Annotated in this window: 19 protein-coding genes; 12 read left to right on the top strand and 7 right to left on the bottom strand. The window is 70.2% G+C overall.

Features of this window, described 5'->3' with window-relative positions; translation table 11 throughout:
• Positions 1–80: 80 nt before the first annotated feature.
• Positions 81–1,961, bottom strand: a complete 1,881-nt coding sequence (locus tag GZ64_RS0108580) for a YhgE/Pip domain-containing protein (protein ID WP_029265949.1) — start codon at positions 1,959–1,961, stop codon at positions 81–83.
• A complete protein-coding gene (locus GZ64_RS0108575) occupies positions 1,958–4,759 on the bottom strand; it encodes an MMPL family transporter (protein WP_029265946.1) in 2,802 nt (933 codons plus the stop codon). The genes GZ64_RS0108580 and GZ64_RS0108575 overlap by 4 nt, the downstream gene beginning before the upstream one ends.
• A gap of 131 nt (positions 4,760–4,890) precedes the next feature.
• Here GZ64_RS0108575 and GZ64_RS0108570 point away from each other — a divergent pair, with 131 nt between their 5' ends.
• Entirely contained in the window at positions 4,891–5,514 is a 624-nt protein-coding gene (locus GZ64_RS0108570; protein WP_029259786.1) for a TetR/AcrR family transcriptional regulator, read from the top strand.
• A 42-nt stretch (positions 5,515–5,556) separates the two neighbouring features.
• On the opposite strand, the gene GZ64_RS0108565 is transcribed toward GZ64_RS0108570, so the two are convergent.
• Complete coding sequence (locus GZ64_RS0108565; protein ID WP_029265944.1) at positions 5,557–6,540, bottom strand: o-succinylbenzoate synthase; 984 nt, start codon at positions 6,538–6,540, stop codon at positions 5,557–5,559.
• A 40-nt stretch (positions 6,541–6,580) separates the two neighbouring features.
• Complete coding sequence (locus GZ64_RS0108560) at positions 6,581–7,600, bottom strand: GNAT family N-acetyltransferase (protein ID WP_029265941.1); 1,020 nt, start codon at positions 7,598–7,600, stop codon at positions 6,581–6,583.
• A 119-nt stretch (positions 7,601–7,719) separates the two neighbouring features.
• Here GZ64_RS0108560 and GZ64_RS0108555 point away from each other — a divergent pair, with 119 nt between their 5' ends.
• From GZ64_RS0108555 to GZ64_RS0108505, 11 genes are all read left to right on the top strand, one after another.
• Positions 7,720–8,052 carry a PadR family transcriptional regulator gene (locus tag GZ64_RS0108555; RefSeq protein ID WP_029259789.1) on the top strand — a complete coding sequence of 111 codons (333 nt, stop codon included), beginning with the start codon at positions 7,720–7,722 and terminating at the stop codon, positions 8,050–8,052.
• Between the two features lies 1 nt (position 8,053).
• Entirely contained in the window at positions 8,054–9,013 is a 960-nt protein-coding gene (locus GZ64_RS0108550; protein WP_029265939.1) for a permease prefix domain 1-containing protein, read from the top strand.
• Between the two features lie 87 nt (positions 9,014–9,100).
• Positions 9,101–10,021, top strand: coding sequence for a 1,4-dihydroxy-2-naphthoyl-CoA synthase (locus GZ64_RS0108545; protein WP_021198989.1), 921 nt, complete (start codon positions 9,101–9,103; stop codon positions 10,019–10,021).
• A gap of 28 nt (positions 10,022–10,049) precedes the next feature.
• Entirely contained in the window at positions 10,050–11,204 is a 1,155-nt protein-coding gene (locus tag GZ64_RS0108540; protein WP_029259791.1) for an AMP-binding protein, read from the top strand.
• Between the two features lie 26 nt (positions 11,205–11,230).
• Complete coding sequence (locus GZ64_RS0108535; RefSeq protein ID WP_029259792.1) at positions 11,231–12,022, top strand: class I SAM-dependent methyltransferase; 792 nt, start codon at positions 11,231–11,233, stop codon at positions 12,020–12,022.
• A 61-nt stretch (positions 12,023–12,083) separates the two neighbouring features.
• Positions 12,084–13,262: a sensor histidine kinase gene (locus tag GZ64_RS0108530; protein ID WP_021198992.1), complete on the top strand. Its 1,179-nt coding sequence runs from the start codon at positions 12,084–12,086 to the stop codon at positions 13,260–13,262.
• Entirely contained in the window at positions 13,259–13,894 is a 636-nt protein-coding gene (locus GZ64_RS0108525; RefSeq protein ID WP_021198993.1) for a response regulator, read from the top strand. Before GZ64_RS0108530 ends, GZ64_RS0108525 begins: the two co-directional genes overlap by 4 nt.
• A 103-nt stretch (positions 13,895–13,997) precedes the next feature.
• On the top strand, positions 13,998–14,759 hold the full coding sequence (locus GZ64_RS0108520) for an ABC transporter ATP-binding protein (RefSeq protein WP_021198994.1): 762 nt from the start codon (positions 13,998–14,000) through the stop codon (positions 14,757–14,759).
• Positions 14,756–16,216, top strand: a complete 1,461-nt coding sequence (locus GZ64_RS0108515; protein ID WP_029265936.1) for an ABC transporter permease — start codon at positions 14,756–14,758, stop codon at positions 16,214–16,216. The genes GZ64_RS0108520 and GZ64_RS0108515 overlap by 4 nt, the downstream gene beginning before the upstream one ends.
• A gap of 18 nt (positions 16,217–16,234) precedes the next feature.
• Positions 16,235–16,894 carry a 2-phosphosulfolactate phosphatase gene (locus tag GZ64_RS0108510; RefSeq protein WP_029265934.1) on the top strand — a complete coding sequence of 220 codons (660 nt, stop codon included), beginning with the start codon at positions 16,235–16,237 and terminating at the stop codon, positions 16,892–16,894.
• A 138-nt stretch (positions 16,895–17,032) separates the two neighbouring features.
• Positions 17,033–17,518 carry a DUF3054 domain-containing protein gene (locus GZ64_RS0108505; protein ID WP_029265931.1) on the top strand — a complete coding sequence of 162 codons (486 nt, stop codon included), beginning with the start codon at positions 17,033–17,035 and terminating at the stop codon, positions 17,516–17,518.
• Positions 17,519–17,525: 7 nt separating this feature from the next.
• Here GZ64_RS0108505 and GZ64_RS0108500 read toward each other — a convergent pair whose 3' ends face one another.
• From GZ64_RS0108500 to GZ64_RS0108490, 3 genes are all read right to left on the bottom strand, one after another.
• The gene (locus tag GZ64_RS0108500) at positions 17,526–18,014 is read right to left on the bottom strand and encodes a SprT-like domain-containing protein (RefSeq protein WP_021198998.1); all 489 of its coding nucleotides are present in this window, start codon (positions 18,012–18,014) and stop codon (positions 17,526–17,528) included.
• Between the two features lie 46 nt (positions 18,015–18,060).
• A complete protein-coding gene (locus GZ64_RS0108495; RefSeq protein WP_029259796.1) occupies positions 18,061–18,588 on the bottom strand; it encodes a hypothetical protein in 528 nt (175 codons plus the stop codon).
• A 157-nt stretch (positions 18,589–18,745) separates the two neighbouring features.
• Complete coding sequence (locus GZ64_RS0108490) at positions 18,746–19,606, bottom strand: spermidine synthase (RefSeq protein ID WP_029265929.1); 861 nt, start codon at positions 19,604–19,606, stop codon at positions 18,746–18,748.
• Positions 19,607–19,633: the final 27 nt, after the last annotated feature.

Below are 19,633 nucleotides of genomic sequence, written 5' to 3'. Positions count from 1 at the left end.
GTGCGGCCCGGCGCGTCATATGTCGACGCGCCGGGCCGGGCACGGGTGGTCTCCGTTTTGGCAGGGAGGTGCGGACGACGTCAGGCCGTGGCGAGGACCGCCTTGGCCGAGGTCGTGCGTCGCAGCGTCACCGCGAGCGTCGTGGCCACGAGCGACAGCACGCCCCAGACCATGAGTGCCGCGACCGCGGAACCGCTCGGCGTGATCAGACCCGCGAAGGCCGGAGCCGTCGGGAGAGCGGCCCCGATGCCAGCCAGCCAGTCCGGCACGGTCGAGATCAGGCCGGTCGCGACCGCGAGCACTCCGACGAGGGCGGAGATCCAGCGCCCGACGCCGCCGAACAGGGCGACGAGGACCTGGTTCACGGCGGCGAACACCACACCGGCGAGCACGGCCGTGCCCGCGAACGCCCACCAGGTGCCGGCGTCATAGCTCGCCACGATCTGCACGATCAGTGACACCAGCAGGCCCTGAGCCGCGCCGATCAGCGCGGCCGGGGCGAAGGCCCGCAGCGCGAGAGACGCGGATGACCGGCGCGAGGTGAGGGTGCGAGCGGTGTGCGCGCGCATCACCACGAACGACGCCAGACCGCCGAACCAGAGCACGACCGCCGCGAGCAGCGGGATCGCCGTCGGGCCGAAGATGGTGTTCATCGACGAGTTCGATGACACCGGGTCGGCGATCACCGAGGCGAGCGACTTCGACTCGGAGTCGCTGAACGAGGGCAGGGAATCGGATGCCGTGCGCAGCCCGCCTGCGAGGTCACCTGTGCCGGTCGCCAGGGTGTCGAGCCCGGTGGTCAGTTCGGTGGCTCCGTCGGCGAGGGCGGTCGCTCCGCCGGAGAGCTGGGTCGCGCCGGAGGCGAGGCCGCGGGCGCCGGTGGCCGACGCTCCGATGCCCTGGTCGGCGAGCTGGGTGAGGCCGGACGACAGCTGTGTGGCGCCGGCGCCGGCCTGGGCCATCTGGGGGGCGATGGCTCCGGGGAGCGCTGAGAGCTGCCGAACACCGGCATCGGTCTTCGCTGCCCCCGTTGCCAAGGCAGTCAACTGGTCGCAGTATGCCGCGGTCATGACCAGAGGATCGCAGTTGTCCGCAAGCGCTTTGATCCCTGCCGCGAGCTGCGTGGTGCCATCCGCGAGTGCGAGCGCACCAGGCGCTTGCTTCTGCAACTCCACCGCACCGGCCGTCAGCCCCGATCCGATCGCACCCGCGCCGGCCGCAGCCTCGCGCGTCTTGCCCGCGATCGTGTCGAGCCCGGAGGCGAGCGACGATGCCCCCGTCCCGAGCTCACCCGCACCGGAGGCCAGCTTCGTGGCGCCTTCGGGGATCGCTGCCGCTCCGGTGGCGGCATCGCGCGCGCCGTTCGCGAGCTTCACGGCGCCGTCTGCCGCCTCGCCGATCTGGTCGCCGATCGTGGTGAATCCGACGAGGATGTTCTCGGTCGTCGCCTCGGAGAGCATCGTGCCCATGGTCGAGGCGGCGACGTCCGCGATCTGCCCGGTGATGAGGTCGTCGGCGACGAGTCCGTCCTCCGGGGTCGTGACGGTGATGGTGGCCTGCTCGGCCTTTCCTCCGCCGTCGGAGATCGCGGTACCGGCCGAGGTGGCGGCGGACGAGAAGTCCTCGGGGATGGTGATGACGGCCTGGTAGGAGCCGTCGGCGAGACCGTCGGCAGCGTCGTCCTTGTTCGAGATCACCCACGTGAGGTTCGAATCGAGGTCGTCCGACCCCTCCACGAGACCCGAAGCCAGCTGGCGTCCGAGGGGAGTCATCTGACCGTCGATGGTCACCGGCTCGTCGAGGTTGACGATGGCCGCGGTCATCGAGTCCAGGCGTTCGGTCGGGTTCTGCAGCGCCGCGACGAGGATGCCGCCCACCGCAGCCGGCAGCAGCAGCACGCCGAGGATGGTCAGCCAGGTGATGGGCTTGCGGGAGCGCGCGCGCTCGATGGGGAGGGTCATGCGGTCACCTCGGTGGAGTCTGCGGTACTCCGGCGAGGAGCACGCGTGGCGAGAGTCTGGGGGTCGGGCCATCCGGCCTCGGCGAGGACGGCCCGTGCCGAGTCGGCATCGGAGGCGGTGGCGAACACCGCGAGCGTGCGGGAGGCCGCGGCATCGCGCAGCATGGCCGTCGCCTGGTCGCGCTGGCCACCTGTCAGGCGGTCGAGTCCGTCGATCACGACGATCTGCGACTTCCCACGGAGCGCTTCGGAGAGGTCGCCGAGTGCGGCATCCGCGTCGTCGACCAGCACGCAGCCGACGTGCGCGCGCACCCAGGCCGCACGGCCGGGGAGCAGGTGTCCCGCGACGCGGAGCTTCCCGTCCGTCGGTACGAGGCGTCCGGCGACGGTGAGGGCCAGGGCCCGACGAGTCCGCAGATCGCCGCCCGTCGCGATGACCGCACCGCCCTCAGCGATGCGCATCGACAGGCCCTCGACGAGCGGCGCATCTGCGCTGATCTCGAGGTCGTCGGCCGCGACGACCGATCCGTCGCCGGGCCAGGCGGCCAGGTGGCGTTCGCGTTCGACCGCCTCGCCTTCCACGTCGACGCGGGGGAGGATCTTCTCCAGCCAGCGCGGGAGCTCCCAGGCACGCTCGCCCAGGATCGCCATGAGGGCGGGGATCAGCGTCATGCGCACCAGGAAGGCGTCGAATGCGATACCGGCGGCGAGGCCGAGTGCGATCGGTTTGAGCGACGAGTCGCCCTCGGGGACGAACGCGACGAAGACCGCGAACATGATGAGCCCGGCCGCGGTGACGACCTTCGCCGAGCCGGTGAAGCCGCTGCGCACGGCCCGGAGCGCGGCGGCCCGCCGGGTGGCACGGTTCGGGCTCGTCGCGTCCTTGTCATGCACGAAGTCCTCGCGCATGCGGGAGACCAGGAACACCTGGTAGTCCATCGCGAGACCGAACAGCACGCCCATCAGGATGATCGGCATGAAGCTGATGATCGGCCCGACCTTGGCGACGTGCAACAGATCGGCGAACCAGCCCCACTCGAACACCGCCCCCACCACGCCGAAGGCGGCGACGATCGACAGCAGGTAGCCCACGGCGGCGGTGATCGGCACCCAGAGCGAGCGGAACACGATGGTCAGCAGGATCAGCGAGAGGCCGATCACGAAGATGCCGAACGGCAGGAGCGCGTTGCCGAGCTGGTCGGAGATGTCGATGCCGACGGCCGTGAACCCGGTGACCTTGAGGTCGATGCCGAACTCGTCGAGCCACTCGTCGTGATGGCTGCGCAGCTCGCGCACGAGATCGGCGGTCGCCGGGTCGTCGGGGGCGGTCTCCGGGATGATCTGCACGATACCGGTGTCGGCCGTCTCGTTCGGCGTCGCGAGGGCGACCTCCTTGACGCCGGGGACCTTCGCCACAGCATCGCCGAGGTCTTCCATCAGGGTGAGCGGATCGGTGGAGGTGACGATCGTGCCGGTGAGGATCAGTGGACCGTTGAAGCCGGGGCCGAACTGCTCCCCGACGAGGTCGTAGTTCTGGCGGGCCTCGGAGTCCTTCGGGAGCACACCGGCATTCGGCAGCGCGAGGTCGAGGCTCAGCGCGGGAACGGCCACGATCCCGAGTCCCAGGACCACGGCGAGAGACACCAGCACGGGGTGCTTCATGACGCCGCCGACCCAGCGGGCGCTGCCCTTCACCGGGGCCACGACGGCCTTCGGCTCCTCCGAGGAGTCGGGCGCGGCGCCCTTCTTCGTCTTCGGCGTCCTGACCTTCTTCGGGCGGCCGACGACCCTGCCCTTCATGAAGCCGAGCAGGGCCGGGGTGAGGGTCACGGCGATCGCCACGGCGACGGCGACCGCGGCGGAGGCGGCGATGCCCATCGTGGTCAGGAACGGGATACCCGCGAAGCCGAGGCCGATCAGCGCGATGAGCACCGTGACGCCCGCGAACACGACAGCGGAGCCTGCGGTTCCTACGGCGCGCGAGGCGGACTCCTCCGGGTCCACGCCCGCGCGCACCTGATCCTGATGTCGAGCCATGATGAACAGTGCGTAGTCGATGCCGACCGCGAGCCCGAGCATGAGCGCCAGCAGCGGGGTGGTCGAGGAGACGGTCGCGAACGCGGTCGCGGTGAAGATGCCGGCCATCGAGATGCCGACGCCGAGGATCGCGGTGAGCAGGGGGAGGCCCGCCACCACGAATGAGCGGAACGTGACGATCAGCACGAGCAGGGCGATGAGCAGTCCGACCGCTTCGGTGAGGGTGACGCCGGGGATGGAGATCGCGAAGAGGTCGCCGCCGAGGGAGGTCTGCGAGCCCGCGGGGAGCTCGGCGTCGAGGTCGCTCACGACCGAACGCAGCGCATCCTTCGTCTCGTCCGAGACGTCGGTGGACTCGCCGTCGAACTGCACGCGCACGATGGCGGCGGTGTCGTCGTCGTTGATCATGCCCTTGACCATCTCGTCGTACGGCGAGGTGGCCGCGAGAACACCATCGAGGTCGCTCAGCTCGTCGACCGCGCCCTCGATGTCGTCTCGGTACTCGTCATCCGTGATCTTGTCGCCGTCGGCCGCGACCACGATGAACTGCGCGTTCGTGCCACTCACCTGCGGGAACGAGCGGGAGAGCTGCTCGAGCCCCGCCTGCGACTCCGTCCCGGGGATGGAGAACGTGTTGTCGGTTCCCGCGCCCAGCACGAGCGCTCCGGCGCCGGCGATGCCGAGCGCGAGCAGCCAGGACACGAGGACCCGCCACGGGTGCCGGAAGGACCAGCGTCCGAGCGAGGACAGGAGTGTGGACACGCGTTCCTCCGAGGGGTGCGGGGTGGATACACAGGTGTATCCAATACATAGATGTATCGTAAGGTGACCCGCCCGGCCAAGCCTGTGTGCGGGGTGTGAATCATGCGAGAGTGAAGGGTCAGGAGGTTTCGATGTCGACACCCGCAACCCGCAGCCGCGAGAACACGCGAGCCCGCCTGCTCGAGGCGGCGGCGCAGGTCTTCGCCGAAGTCGGGCTCGATGGAGCGTCGGTGGAGGCCGTCTGCGAGCGTGCCGGTTTCACCCGCGGTGCGTTCTACTCGAACTTCGAGTCCAAGGACGAGCTGTTCCTCATGCTCGCCGCCAGCGTCTCCGAGGTGCGCGTGAACGCGGTGCGCACCCGCGTCGAGGAGCTGACGGCCGCCGGCGCCCTGGTCGAGGGGTGCGATCCGATCGACCTCGTGCAGCAGATCATGGAGCTCGGCGGAGACGATCGTCTCGGTGTCATGCTGCTCAGCGAGATCCGTATCCGTGCACTACGCGACGCGAAGTTCGGCGAGGCCTACCTCGCGCAGGAGCGCGAGATGGTCTCGAGCATCGCGCAGATCGTCGACGACATCGTCACCGCCGGCCTGCTGCGCCTTCGCCTTCCGGCCGAGACGGCTGCCCGCATGCTCATGATCATCTGGGAGGGCATGACCGTGCGCGGCGCCATGGCGGGCCAGGATGACGCCCAGCTGCGGCACTCCGGTGGCGAAGAGCTCGGTCGTCTGGTGCAGCTGCTCATCGAGCAGTAGTCCGCAGGTTCGCCGGGGTGGAGGTGGAGGGGTCCACCCCGCTCAGTGCGCGCTGTTCGAGAGCTCGTAGTGGCAGCGGGCGAGTCGGGCGAACCACCACTCGCGACGCTCGTCCGAGGCGGCGAGACGGTTGAGGGACTCGGCATCGGGCGTCACGCGGCCGACCGGGATCGTGCCGTCGACGGGACGCAGGTCCGCCACGTCGTCGAGGAAGAGCGACGCCGTGCCGAGCCCGCAGTCGTAGTCGAGCGACGGGAGCGCGGCAGCGAGTGCGGCCCCCTGTGACAGGCCGACCGCCGTGTCCAGCGCACTGGAGACCACGACGGGCAACCCCGCGGCGGTGACGATCTGCAGGGCGTGGGTGATGCCGCCCAGCGGCTGGGCCTTGATCACGAGCAGATCCGCAGCAGAGGCACGTGCGACCGCGAGCGGGTCGGTCGACTTGCGCACGCTCTCGTCGGCCGCCACCGGGATGCCCATGTACTTCACGCGCCGGCGCAGTTCCGCCAGCTCCGGCACCGTCGCGCACGGCTGTTCCACGTACTCCAGGTCGTATTCGCCGAGCGCGTGCACCGCGTGCTCGGCCTCGTCGACGTTCCACGCGCCGTTCGCGTCGACGCGGACGCGTCCCTCCGGCCCCATGACCTCCCGCACGGCGCGCACTCGCGCCACGTCGTCGGCCAGGGTCTGGCCCGGTTCGGCGACCTTGACCTTGGCCGTGCGGCATCCGGGGAACCGTGCCAGCAGCTCGGGCACGCGCGCCGCATCGATCGCCGGCACCGTGGCGTTCACGCCGACCCGGTCGCGCAGCGGCTCCGGCTGCGCACGCCACGCATAGTCGATCGCGGCGGCGAGCCACGTCGCCGCCTCCGCATCCTCGTACTCCACGAACGGGGAGAACTCCGCCCACCCTTCCGACCCCTCGAAGAGCAGGGCCTCCCGCACGTCCACGCCACGGAAGCGGCTGTGCATCGGGAGGGCGACGACCCTGGCCGAGTCGAGCAGGTCTGCGAGTGGCGGGATCATGTGCCCATTCTGTCCCCGCGGAGTCTCTGAGCGCCGCACGTCAGGCCAGGTGTTTCTGCAACTCGCCCATCCGCTCGGTGGGGGCGAACCCGAGCAGGGTGTTGACGGCGAGCATGTGGGCGTTCGACTCGGCGTTGTAGGTGTAGACCGCCCGTGCCTGCGGCGCCGCGTGCTGCAGCAGGCGGAGATTGGCGATCTTCACCGCGGTGCCGAGGCGGTGGCCGCGATCCGAGCGACGTACGAGTGTTCCCCACTGGTAGGCGTTGCCGTCGTCCCCCGATACGACCAGCTGCGTGTAGGCGACCGCCTCGCCCTGCGGGTCGAGGGCGATCGTGCCGATCGACAGGCGGTTCTGCCGGACGAGGAGGTCCTCGTGCTCGCGGATGCTCTCCACATCGGGCTTCGCGGGTTCGATGTCGAGATCGCCACTGGGTGCCTCGGTGTCGATCGAGGCATCGAGGATCGCCCAGCCTTCGACGACATCATCCGGTACCGGTCCGACCCAGCTGCGGATCGTGTAGCCCTGGATCGCGGCGGCGATGTCGGCGTCGATGCCGTCGAGCACGGTCGGCGCGACGGGGAGTGCGAGCCTGTTCTGCACATCGCCGAGCGCGAGCGCGTAGCCGTGTCGACGAGCGAACTCCCGGCCAGGGTCGCCGGAACCGTCGGAGCCGAGCTCGTACCGCCACGAGGTGTCGCCCTGCGCGGTGGTGCGTCCGGCGGCCGCGGCTTCGCTTTCGAGGAACGCGAGGGCGGCGGACCCGACTCCGCGCCGTCGGTGCGCGAGGGGCACATCGATGTCGAGGTAGGCGACGTGCGTGTTGTCCTTCAGCGGGAGGGTGAGGCTCGCGGCACCCACGACGAGGCCGTCGTCGTGCAGCAGGAAGGCGCGCCGCTCGTTGACCCGTGACTCCTGCTGCAGCTCGCTGCGGGTCTCCTCCCGGGACCAGACGGGGATGTCGTCCCCGCGGTCTGCGCGCTCGGCGGACGCATAGGCGTCCCACCAGGCATCCACCGCAGCGGCGTCGAACGGGTCGATGCGCGTGATCTCGAGCGTCATGTCTCCACGGTACTTTCCCGCCTCGACACTTTCCCGTCTCGATGCTCTCTCGTCTCGCCTTGGATCGCGCATAAATGTGTGATTGACAATGGTGTGCGACGCACAGTAATGTGATCGTCATGAACGAGACGCTCGACACGCACCTGCAGGAACTGCGGCGCGGCACCGTGGTGCTCGCCTGCCTGCAGCTGCTGCGCACGCCGGGGTACGGCTATTCGCTGCTCGAGCAGCTCGAGCAGCGCGGCTTCGCTACCGACGCGAACACCCTCTATCCGCTGCTCCGCCGCCTGGAGAAGCAGGAGTACCTCACGAGCGAGTGGAACACCGACGAGGCGCGGCCCCGCAAGTTCTACCGCACCTCCGACGCCGGCATCCGCCTCGCCGACACCCTCACCGACGAATGGCGATCACTCACCACCGCGATCGCGTCCCTCACCGCAGAGGAGAACTGACATGACCACGACGTTCACACTCACCGAGCGCTACATCAGCGCGACGATCCGCAGTCTGCGCCCCGACGCCCAAGCCGACGTCCGCGCTGAGCTCGAGGCCTCCATCGCCGACGCGATCGAGGCCAGGGTCGAGCAGGGGGAGGCACCGGAGTCGGCAGAGCGCGCAGTGCTCACCGAACTCGGCGACCCGGGAATCCTGGCCGCAGGCTACGCGGATCGCCCGCTCTACCTCATCGGGCCGCGCTACTTCCTCACCTGGTGGCGGCTGCTGAAGCTGCTGCTGATCATCGTTCCGGCCTGCGCCGCGTTCGGCATCGCGATCGCGAAGCTCATCGAGGGCGCAACCGTCGGAGAGGTGGTCGGCGCGATCGTCGCCGTCACCCTCTCGGTCGTCGTGCACGCGTGCTTCTGGGTGACCCTGGTCTTCGTCGTGCTGGAGCGCACCGGCGCCGACACGGGGGAGAAGTGGGACGTCGACCAGCTGCCCACGCCGACCGAGAACGGCGCGGCGCGCAGCGACATGATCGCCTCGCTCGTCTTCGTGGGCATCCTCATCGGCGCGGTGCTGTGGGACGCGACGCGCGGGTTCTTCCCGACCGGTGCTGACCCGATCCCCGTCCTGAACCCCGAGCTCTGGCCGTGGGGGATGACCCTGCTCTTCGGAATCATGATCGCCGACGCCCTCCTGGCCGTCGCCGTCTACGTCCGCCGCCGGTGGACCGTCGGACTCGCCGTCGTCAACACCGCGCTCTCGATCGCCTTCGGTGTCTGGGCGGTCGCGCTGCTCGTGCAGGGCGAGCTGTTGAACCCGGAGTTCGTGCAGTTCGTGTTCGTCGACAACGGCGTGGAGGGTGACACTCTGCGGGTCCTCGCGGTGGTCACCGGCGTCGGTATCGTCGCCGTCCAGGTGTGGGCCATCATCGACGGCTGGATGAAGACCTGGCGGGCGCGTCGCGTCTGAAGGCAGAGCCGGACGTCGCACGCGCCGCTCCCTTCCGGAGCGGCGCGTGCGATATGTCGGGGAGGGCGCGAGGAATAGGCTGGATACGTGACCACCGCCTTCGTCTCCGATCTGTTCGACCCGGCCGAATGGGTGCTCGCGCCCGGGGCGGAGGACTACACCGACATCACCGCTCACGTCTCGCGAGACGGCGGTGTCGCACGCATCGCGTTCAACCGGCCGGAGGTGCGCAACGCCTTCCGTCCGCACACCGTCGACGAGCTCTATCGCGCACTCGACATCGCCCGGCAGGATGCGCGCATCGGCGCGGTGCTGCTCACGGGAAACGGACCGAGCCCGAAGGACGGCGGCTGGGCGTTCTGCTCGGGCGGCGACCAGCGCATCCGCGGTCGTGACGGGTACAAGTACTCCGACGCGGAGACGGCGATCGTCGACGGGGCGAGCCGCGCAGCGGTCGGCCGCCTGCACATCCTCGAAGTGCAGCGCCTCATCCGCTTCATGCCCAAGGTCGTCATCGCGGTGGTGCCGGGATGGGCTGCCGGTGGCGGACATTCCCTGCACGTGGTGTGCGACCTCACCATCGCCTCAGCCGAAGAGGCGCGCTTCAAGCAGACCGATGCGGATGTCGGCAGCTTCGACGCCGGCTACGGCTCGGCGTACATGGCCCGTCAGACCGGTCAGAAGTTCGCCCGTGAGGTGTTCTTCCTCGCCGAGGAGTACTCGGCGCAGCGTGCCTACGAGATGGGCGCCGTGAACCGGGTGGTGCCGCATGCCGAGCTCGAGCGCGAGGCGCTGAAGATGGCGCGCACCGTACTCACGAAATCTCCCACGGCGATCCGCATGTTGAAGTTCGCCTTCAACGCGGTCGACGACGGATTGGTCGGCCAGCAGGTCTTCGCGGGGGAGGCCACCCGCCTCGCCTACGGCACCGACGAAGCCGTCGAGGGCCGCGACTCGTTCCTCGAGAAGCGCGACCCGGACTGGTCGTCCTTCCCCTGGCACTACTGACCAGGGCAGCCCAGAGTCGGAGACGCGCATGACCGCCCTGATCCCCACGGATGCCGAAGATCCGGTTCGCCTGCGAGATGCCCTGCAGCGCGCGCTCGACGGCGGTCCGGCGCTGGGGCTCGGGATGGTGGCCGGCGCCCCGGAGGACGTGGCGGACGGCCTCGCCGCCGTGATCGCGACCTCGGGGTCGAGTGGGGTGCCGAAGCGGGTCGCGCTCAGCGGGGAGGCCCTGCGGGCGAGCGCCGAGGCCACGGCCGCGCGGATCGGGAGCGGTCGCTGGCTGCTCGCCCTTCCCGCCGGCTACGTGGCGGGACTGCAGGTGCTGGTGCGCTCGATCATCGCGGACACGCAGCCCGCGCGGATCGAGGGCCGCTTCTCGCCGACATCGTTCGCCGAGGCGACCCTCGAGATGCTGCGGCTGTCGCCAGGGGCCGGGGTCCCGGACCTGTTCACGTCGCTCGTTCCTGCGCAGGTCGCGACTCTGCTCGATGCCGCGGACGACACCGCCGTCCGTGCCGCATTGACGGCCTACCGGGCGATCCTGGTGGGCGGGCAATTGCTCCCCGAACCGTTGCGCGAGCGTGCCGCCGATCTGGGGGTGCGTCTGGTGCGCACCTACGGTTCGACCGAGACCAGCGGCGGCTGCGTCTACGACGGCGTTCCTCTCGACACGGTCGGCGTGCGCACGGTCGACGGCGAGCTGCGTATCGCGGGCCCCATGCTCGCCGAGGGATACCTCGGTGACGGATCGCTGACCGCGCGCACGTTCGTGCGCGACGAGCACGGCATCCGCTGGTACCGGACCGGGGATCTCGGTCTCGTCGAAGACGGTGTTGTCCGGGTGCACGGCCGTGCCGACAACGTGATCGTGTCCGGAGGGATCAACATCTCGCTCGATCGTGTCGAGCGGGTCGTCCGCCGGATCGCGGGTCTGCACGAGGCGGTGGTGGTCGGCGTGGAGGACGAGCGCTGGGGCGAGGCGTCCGTGATCGTCGCGGCCCGGGGCGAGGTGCTGCGTCGCAGCGAGTCGGAGCAGCTCGAGCAGGCGCGCGACGCGGTCGAGGACGAACTCGGCAAGCATGCCCGACCGGGCCGTCTGATCATGGTGGACGAGATCGAGGTGCTGTCCTCCGGCAAACCCGACCGCGAGGCCATCCGCCGCATGGTCGCGCAGCTGCACTGAGGGCGGGCTCTGCCAGACTGAACCGCATGGCCTCGTACACGCATGGACATCACGAATCCGTCCTCCGCTCGCACAACGTGCGCGACATCGCGAACTCGGCCGCGTACCTCCGCCCCCACCTCACGTCCACGACCCGCCTTCTCGATGTCGGCGCGGGCCCCGGCAGCATCACGGTCGACTTCGCCGGCATCGTCGCGCACGTGACCGCGACCGAGATCGACGAGGATGCGCTGTCGCTCTCCCAGGGACTCGCGGCCGACCGGGGCCTGACGAACCTCGACTTCTCTGTCGAGGACGTGCACGCACTGGGCTTCGCCGACGACTCCTTCGACGTCGTGCACGCGCATCAGGTGCTGCAGCACGTCGGCGACCCGGTGCAGGCATTTCGGGAGATGCGCCGCGTCACTGTTCCCGGCGGGATCGTCGCCGCGCGCGATGCCGACTACGCGGGCTTCCTCTGGTTCCCCGTGCTGCCCGAGCTCGACCGCTGGCTGGCGCTGTACCGTGCGGCCGCACGAGCCAACGGCGGCGAGCCGGACGCCGGTCGCCGTCTGCTGTCCTGGGCGCGGGCCGCAGGCTTCGCCGATATCACCGCGACGGCCTCCACGTGGTGCTACTCGTCACCCGCCGAGCGTGCCTGGTGGGGTGGGATGTGGGCCGACCGCATCCTCGAATCCGCCCTCGCGCGGCAGCTCGTCGACAGCGACATGGCCACGCGCGCCGATCTGCAAGAGATCAGCGATGCGTGGAGGCGCTGGGCCGACGACGGCGACGGCTGGTATCTGGTGCCGCACGGCGAGATCCTCGCCCGCGCCTGACGGACGCGGATACATCCCGCGACGGATGCCGGCGCGAGGGCCCCTCGCGTAGCGTGGGGGAGTGATCCGCCCGCTCTCTCGTACGGCGCTGACCCTCGACATCGTCGGGGCGGCGCTGCTCTTCCTCGTGCTCGTGCCGATGTCGCTGGTGTTCTACGGGCCCGGAACGGGGAACACCGCGATCGGGGGAGCAGCGGTCGCTGGCATTGTCATCGCGAGCGTCCTGATGTCGGGCGGCGTCGCCATCGGCCGGCTCGCCCCCGGGTGGGCGCTCGTTGCCGCATGGGCCGGCGCCGTGCTGCAGATGCTCTCCGGGTTCGGACCGTTGCCGATCGACATCGCGATCCTGCTCGTGCTGTACGCCACCTCCGCCTGGGGCACACGCCGCGTGCTCTGGTGGGGATTCGGTTCGGCGCTGTTCGGTGGCCTGGTCGCTGCCGTGTTCATGGTCATCGTCAACGGCGTCGCCTTCGGCACGGGCAGCGGGTGGGAGAAGGTCAGCGCGGGCACGCTTCTGCTCGTCGTCTCCGTCATGGCGCTCGGGTTCGCCTGGGTGTGCGGGCTGCTGTGGCGCGTCGTCCTGCGCGCTCGCCGCACCCGGTCGGCCCAGCTGCAGGCGGAGTCGCTCGCCGCGGAGGAGCAGGAGCGGGTGCGGATCGCGCGCGACATGCACGATGTGGTCGCCCACTCGCTCGCGGTGGTGATCGCGCAGGCCGACGGGGCCAGGTACGCGGCCGCGGTGAAGCCCGAACTCGCGACCGAGGCGCTCGGCACCATCGCCCAGACGGCGCGTGGCGCCTTGAGCGACGTGCGGATGCTGCTCACACAGCTGCGGCACCGGCAGGGCGACGGCCCGCAGCCCACGCTCGCCGACCTCGAAGCGCTGTTCTCGCAGGTGCGGCAGGCCGGAATCGAACCGCGGGTCACCGTCGACCCGATGCCGCCGGGGGAGCCGCCGGCGGCCATCCAGCTCGCGGTCTACCGCATCCTGCAGGAAGCGCTCACGAACGCGATCCGGCATGGGGACGGCGCGGTCGACGTGCACCTCGCCTGGCTCGCGGACCGCGTCGACGTCGATGTGCGCAACACCGTCACGGGGGAAGCGACGGTGTCTCCCGGCGGGCACGGTGTCATCGGCATGCGCGAGCGTGCGCAGCTCGTCGGCGGTAGTCTGCAAGCCGAGCGCCGAGGGGCACAGTTCGTCGTCCACGCCACGCTCCCGATCGGAGTCTCCGAATGATCAGAGTCGTGCTCGTCGACGACCAGGCGCTCTTCCGTGCCGGGATCCGCATGCTCGTCGCCTCCCAGCCCGACCTCGAAGTCGTCGGAGAAGCCGGCGACGGCAAGGAGGCGCTCGAGGTCGTCCGCACGACCCGGCCCGACGTGGTGCTGATGGACATCCGGATGCCGGTCATGGACGGGCTCACGGCGACCGCCGAGATCCTGGCACGCCCGGAACCGCCGCGCGTCGTCATGCTCACGACGTTCGACCTCGACGAAGCGGCGGCACGGGCCATCCGGCAGGGCGCGAGCGGCTTCCTCCTCAAGGATGCCGATCCGGAGTTCCTGCTCGCCGCGATCCGCACGGTGCACTCGGGCTCGAGCGTGATCGCCGCCGCCGCGACACGCGACCTGTTCGAGCACTTCGCCGAAGCACCCAAGCCCGTGCCGCCGCAGTACGCCGACCTCACGGACCGCGAGCGGGAGATCTTCGCGCTCGCCGCCCGGGGGCTCTCGAACGCCGAGATCGCCGGCCGGGAGTACCTGAGCGAGGCGACCGTGAAGACCCACATCAGCCGCATCCTCAGCAAGCTCGCGCTGCGCGACCGCGTACAGCTGGTGGTCTTCGCGTTCGAGCACGGCCTCGCCTGAACGCCGTTCCGCGGGCGGAGTCCGCGGATCATCCTTGCGATGTATGCGGAAGGGTCCCCGGGGGCGATGACCGGCGAGGTACCGCGGAAATAGCGTCGGATGCATGGAGATCACGACCACCGACCTGGGGCTCGCCGCCCGCGTCCAGCACCTGAAGAAGACCTACGGCTCCGGTGAGGGCACCGTCCATGCGCTGGACGACGTCAGCGTCGGCATCCGCCGGGGACAGTTCACCGCCATCATGGGGCCATCGGGCTCCGGCAAGTCCACCCTGATGCACATCATGGCGGGGCTCGACAGCCCCACCGAGGGACGGGCGTGGATCGGTGACACCGAGATCACGGGGCTCGGAGACATCGATCTCACGATTCTGCGTCGTCGCCGGGTCGGCTTCATCTTCCAGGCCTTCAACCTCGTGCCGACGCTCGACGCTCTCGGCAACATCATGCTGCCGTTCGAGCTCGACGGTCGTCGTCCGAGCGCGATCGAGAGGGCGCGCATCGACGGACTGATCGAGACGCTCGGGCTCGGCTCGCGTCTCTCTCACCGCCCGCATCAGCTGTCCGGCGGGCAGCAGCAGCGTGTGGCGATCGCCCGAGCCCTGGCCACGGCACCGGATCTGGTGTTCGCGGACGAGCCCACGGGCAACCTCGACTCGAAGACCGGACGCGAGGTGCTGCGTCTGCTCGCCACCGCGAGCCGTGAGCACGGCCAGTCCATCGCGATGGTCACGCACGACGCGATCGCGGCGAGCCACGCCGACCGCGTGCTCTACCTCGGTGACGGACGCATCGTCGCCGACCACCCGCGTCAGACCGCAGAAGAGATCTCGGCCTACATGCTCGCCGCCGAGGTGGCAGCATGACCGCCGTCGCCACGGTCGTCCCCGAGACCCGCGCGACCGGTCCTCGACTGGCCTGGCTGCGAGACCGGGGGATGGGCGCGAGCGTCCTGGTCGCCGCGCTGTCCGCCGCGTTCGGAGTGCTCCTGGTCGAGATCACGGCCTACATCGGCGCCGTGCTGCAGGCCGATCCCTTCATCGGCGACAGCGGGACGCTCGCGTTCGTGGTCGCACTGCTGTCGGTGCTGCTGACCGTGGTGGCGATGTACGTCGCCGCGATCGTCACCGCGAACACCTTCTCGACGATCATCGCCGGACGCACCCGTCAGATCGCGCTCATGCGTCTGATCGGGGCGACCGCGCGCTCGCAGCGGGCCGAGGTCGGCACGCAGGGGCTCGTCGTCGGGCTGCTCGGGGCGGCGATCGGCATGCTCGCGGGTCTCGTGCTCGCGGTCGTCGGGGTGCAGGTCGGCGGGCAGCTGATCGCCAACGCCCCGACCGACTTCTCCCTCGTGCAGCCATTCGTGGCGCTGCCGGCGATCGGCGTGGCCCTCACGACCTGGGCGGCGGCATGGGCTGGTTCCCGCCGTGTGCTGTCGGTGACGCCTCTGCAGGCGCTCGGCGGGTCTGTCGAGCGCACGCACGACGACGTCTCCGGCACGCCGGGTCGGCACATCGGCGCCTGGGTGCTGTTGATCGCCGGTGCCGCGCTCCTCGTGGGTGGTGTGCTCGTCGGTCTCGTCACACCGCTCGGGGTCGTCGTCGCCTTCTTCGGCGGTGTGCTCTCGTTCACGGGCCTGGCTCTCGGATCCGTGCTGTTCATGCCCCCGGTCCTGCGACTGGTGGGGCGGATGTTCGGATCGAGCGCGACGGCTCGTCTCGCGGCCGAGAATGCGCTGCGCTACCCGGAACGCTCGTCGAGGATGGCGATCGGCGTGGTCATGGGCGTGACCTTGGTGACGATGTTCGCCGTGGCCCTCGAGTCGGCCAAGCGGCTGATGATGAGTCAGACCACCGGAGAGGTTCCTGCGGCGTTCTTCGCCCCGATGGACGCCTTCGCGGCGGTGATGATGGTGCTGGTCGCCGTCTCGGCCGTGATCGCGGCGGTCGGGCTCGTGAACCTGCTCACTATCGGCGTGGTGCAGCGTCGTCGCGAACTGGGGCTGCTGCGCTCGATCGGGCTGTCCAATCGCCAGGTGCGACGGATGGTGCTGCTCGAGGCGACCCACATCACGGTCGCCGCGACGCTGACGGGACTCGTGCTGGGCGTGGTGTACGGCTGGATCGCCGCGCAGTCGCTGCTCGGATCGGTGCCGACCCTGCCGGACTTCGTTCCCGCGGGACTCATCGCTCCGCAGATCCCGTGGATCCCCGTCGCCATCATCGTCGTCGCGACGGCGGTGCTGACGCTGGTGGCGGCGGCGACGCCCACCCGACTGGCGACCAGGGTGGCCCCGGTCGAGGCGCTCGCGGCGGACTGACGCCTCTAGGCTTGTCGGATGCCGTCGCCGTTCGATCAGTCCACCTACCAGGTCCGCCTCGACTGGGGCACCGCGGGTCTCGCCCGCCTCGCCGATGCCGACGTCGTCGTGGTCGTCGATGTGCTGCGGTTCTCCTCCACGGTCATCGATGCCACGGCGTCCGGCTCTGCGGTCGCGCTCGCGGACGCGGAGGGGTGGTCGCGGAACGGGGCGGCCGTTGTCGCTGCGGCTCCCTCCGAGGCGACGGTGCTCGTCGGCGGCATCCGCAACGCGGCGGCCGTCGCACGGGCCGTGCAGACCATCCAGGAGCGACGGCAGGCACGCACCTCTGTCGCGGTGATCGCGGCCGGCGAGCTGGATGAGGCGGGTGCGCTGCGGTTCGCCGTCGAGGATCAGCTCGGGGCCGGTGCGATCGTCTCGGCGCTCTCGGATCGGGGTATCGACCACACGGCTCCGGACGCCGCGGTCGCCGCCGAGGGCTTCCACGCCCTGCGCGGCGCGGTGCGGCACATGATCGGTGCGAGCGGATCCGGCCGTGAGCTCGCCGCCGGCGTCGTCGCGACCGCCCGCATCGAAGCATCGGGTCTGATTCCGACCTCCGTGGCGGATGCCGCCGTCCTCGATGCGGTCGACGTCGTCCCGGTGCTCCACGAGGGATCGTTCGTCCGCTTCGACTGATGCGCATGCCCACCCCGTTTGGAGGATTTCTCCCCGACGGGCGGACGCGCGGCCGCAGGACATCCTCCCGACACGGAGATCTCCGCCGGTTACCGCGGGGCAGGCACCGGCACGGCCGCGGGCACGTAGGGTCGTGGCATGAGGTACCTTCCCGCTGTCGTCGTCGATGTCGTGCTCGTGCTGATCTTCGCCGCGATCGGTCGCGCGTCCCACGATGAGAACCCTGCGGGGTTCCTGCTCACGGCATGGCCGTTCCTGATCGCTCTGCTCGTGGGCCATCTCCTCGCCGCGCTGCTGCCCGGCCGTCCCCGTCGTCCCTGGTCGCTGCCATGGGGTGCAGTGGTGTGGGCCGTCACGGTCGCGGGTGGGATGCTCATCCGTGTGCTCAGCAGCGACACGGCGGAGCTGCCGTTCATCATCGTGGCGACGCTCGTGCTCGGGGCGTTCCTGGTCGGTTGGCGCGCGATCGCAGCCCTGCTGCGTCGTCGGCGCAGCGCTGCCGATGTGACCGTGGAATCCGGCGCGGGGGTCGATTCCGGCGCAGTGGTCGATTCCGGCGCGGCCGTCGAACCCGGCGCAGCACTGACGACCGATGCGGAGAGCCGCGACGACCCGAAGGGCTGAGCCGCGGTCAGCGCGGCATCTGCGCGGCGAGGCGCACGTCGGTCGAGATCTCCCGTCGGGTCCAGGCGAAGAGATGGCGGGAGTCGAATGTGCGCGAGCACCGGGCGCACGATGTCGGTCTCGTCGGGCGGCGGTGCCGGTAGGTGACGTGACCTGCGGGGCAGCTGCCCACCCAGGGGGCGAGCTCCTCGGCCGTCTCACCGTGGTGGGTCGTTCCCCCGACGTAGCCGAGATCACGGGCGACGCGCTTCCACGCGGGACCATGCGCAGCGGCGTGACCGGCGAGGGCGTGCGCGACCTCATGCAGCAGCACCTGATGGATGTCGTCGTCTTCGAAGCGTGCGGCGAGATAGCGGGACACGGTGATGCGCTTCTTCGTGTAGTCGCACTGCCCGGCCCGCCGCTTGGCGTTGTCGAAGCCGAACGACCAGCTGTCGTCGAGGTGCAGCGTGATCAGTGCTTCGCCCCAGACGCGCACACGGTCGAGTTCCGCCATGCGATCAGGCTAAGCCATGCCGCCGACATCGCGGTGGCACGAAGACTCAGCCCGCGATGAGCTGCGGCGGGCGGCGCCGCTCAACAGCCTCGATGGCCAGGAGCGCCGTCTCGAGCTCGCTGTCCTCCGCACCCGACTCGCGCCGGAGGAACAGCGACTGCTTGAAGCTCTCCCTGGCGGTCTCGTAGTCGCCTGCGTCGTAGGCGTTCTTGCCGTGGTGCTGGTACGCGAACGCGGCGATCGACAGCCAGCGCTGCCCCTCCGCCTCGGTCGCGCAGGTCGAGAGCTCCTGTTCGGCTGCGGCGTGCGCGCCCCGATACTGCAGGATCGTGGCGTGCAGCACGCGGGCGCGCAGAACGTCCTTCCGGGTGCCGGCCATGCGCGCCTGACGCACCGTCTCATCGGCCAGCGCGAGCGCCTCGTCGAGGCGGTCGAGCACTTTCAGCAGCCACACGCGCTCCAGCAGAGCGGGCAGGCTGCGCTGCGAATCGATCTCCGCGAGTCGTGCCTCGCACTCGTCGAGATCGACCTTCTCGCGGAGGGTGTCCTGGTCGTATCCCCGGATCAAACTCATTGCTCTCCTTCCGCAGCGTCCCCCACCAGTCTGCCTTCCGGTGACGGGGTCGTCGGGGCGGCGCGCCCTGGTCTCCGCATCCTCTCTGCGACACACGGCGCCCCGGCGCTGCTGTCACCGATCGTGCCTCTCCTCGGACGCCGGAGACGCTCGTGGCTCAGCGCAGGAAGAGCGAGGCGTCGGGCCGCGGGGAGGCGATGGCGTCGGCGTCGGTCACGATCCGTGCCCCGTGGAAGAAGGCGTCGGCCTCGGCACCCTGCGCGATCTTCGCGGGGTGGGGACCGGCGGCCAGGATGCGCGGCAGCCATTCCGTCGGCAGGGGAGCGGCCGAGGCTGCGACGACGAGGTTGCCGAACCGCCGGCCCTTGAGCACCTGTGTGTCGGCGAGGATGCCGATCTCGGGGAGCACGTGTGCGATGGTCGCGGCCTGTCGGCGGGCGAAGGCGAGACCGGGGCCGTCGGCGACGTTGACGAGAAGCACGCCGCCGGGCGCCAGCAGCTCCGCGAGCTCACGGTAGAACTCGACGCTGGTGAGGTGGGCGGGCGTCTGGGCTCCCGAGTAGACGTCGGAGACGACGAGGTCGCAGCTGGCCTGTAGGCCGCTCGGCAGCTTCGCCACGCCCTCGCGGGCATCGCCGATCCTGATCCGGATCGCCGCCCCTTTCGGCAGAGGAAGATGTTCCCGCACCAGCTGGGCGAGGGGGGCCTCGAGCTCGATCACCTGCTGGCGCGAACCGGCACGCGTGCTCTCGATGTAGCGCGGGATCGTCAGCGCACCGGCGCCGAGATGCACGGCGGTCAGCGGGCCGGGCGGCAGCTGGTCGATCACCGCCCCCATGCGCACGATGTACTCGAAGTGCAGGTGCGTCGGGTCGTCCAGATCGACGTGCGACTGCGGCGTGCCGTCGACGATCAGCTCGAAGCCGCTCGTGAACTCCGACGGGATGATGCTGGCGATGCCGCCGTGATCCAACCGGACCTGGGGATGCTCGGTGTCGCGCGATCTCGTCCGGCCCATGGGCACGAGCCTACGCGCTGGCGGTGC

Origin of the sequence: Microbacterium sp. Cr-K32 (genome assembly GCF_000708345.1) — a bacterium.
Taxonomy (GTDB): Bacteria; Actinomycetota; Actinomycetes; order Actinomycetales; family Microbacteriaceae; genus Microbacterium; species Microbacterium maritypicum_A.
This window is presented reverse-complemented; position numbering and strand designations above follow the sequence as displayed.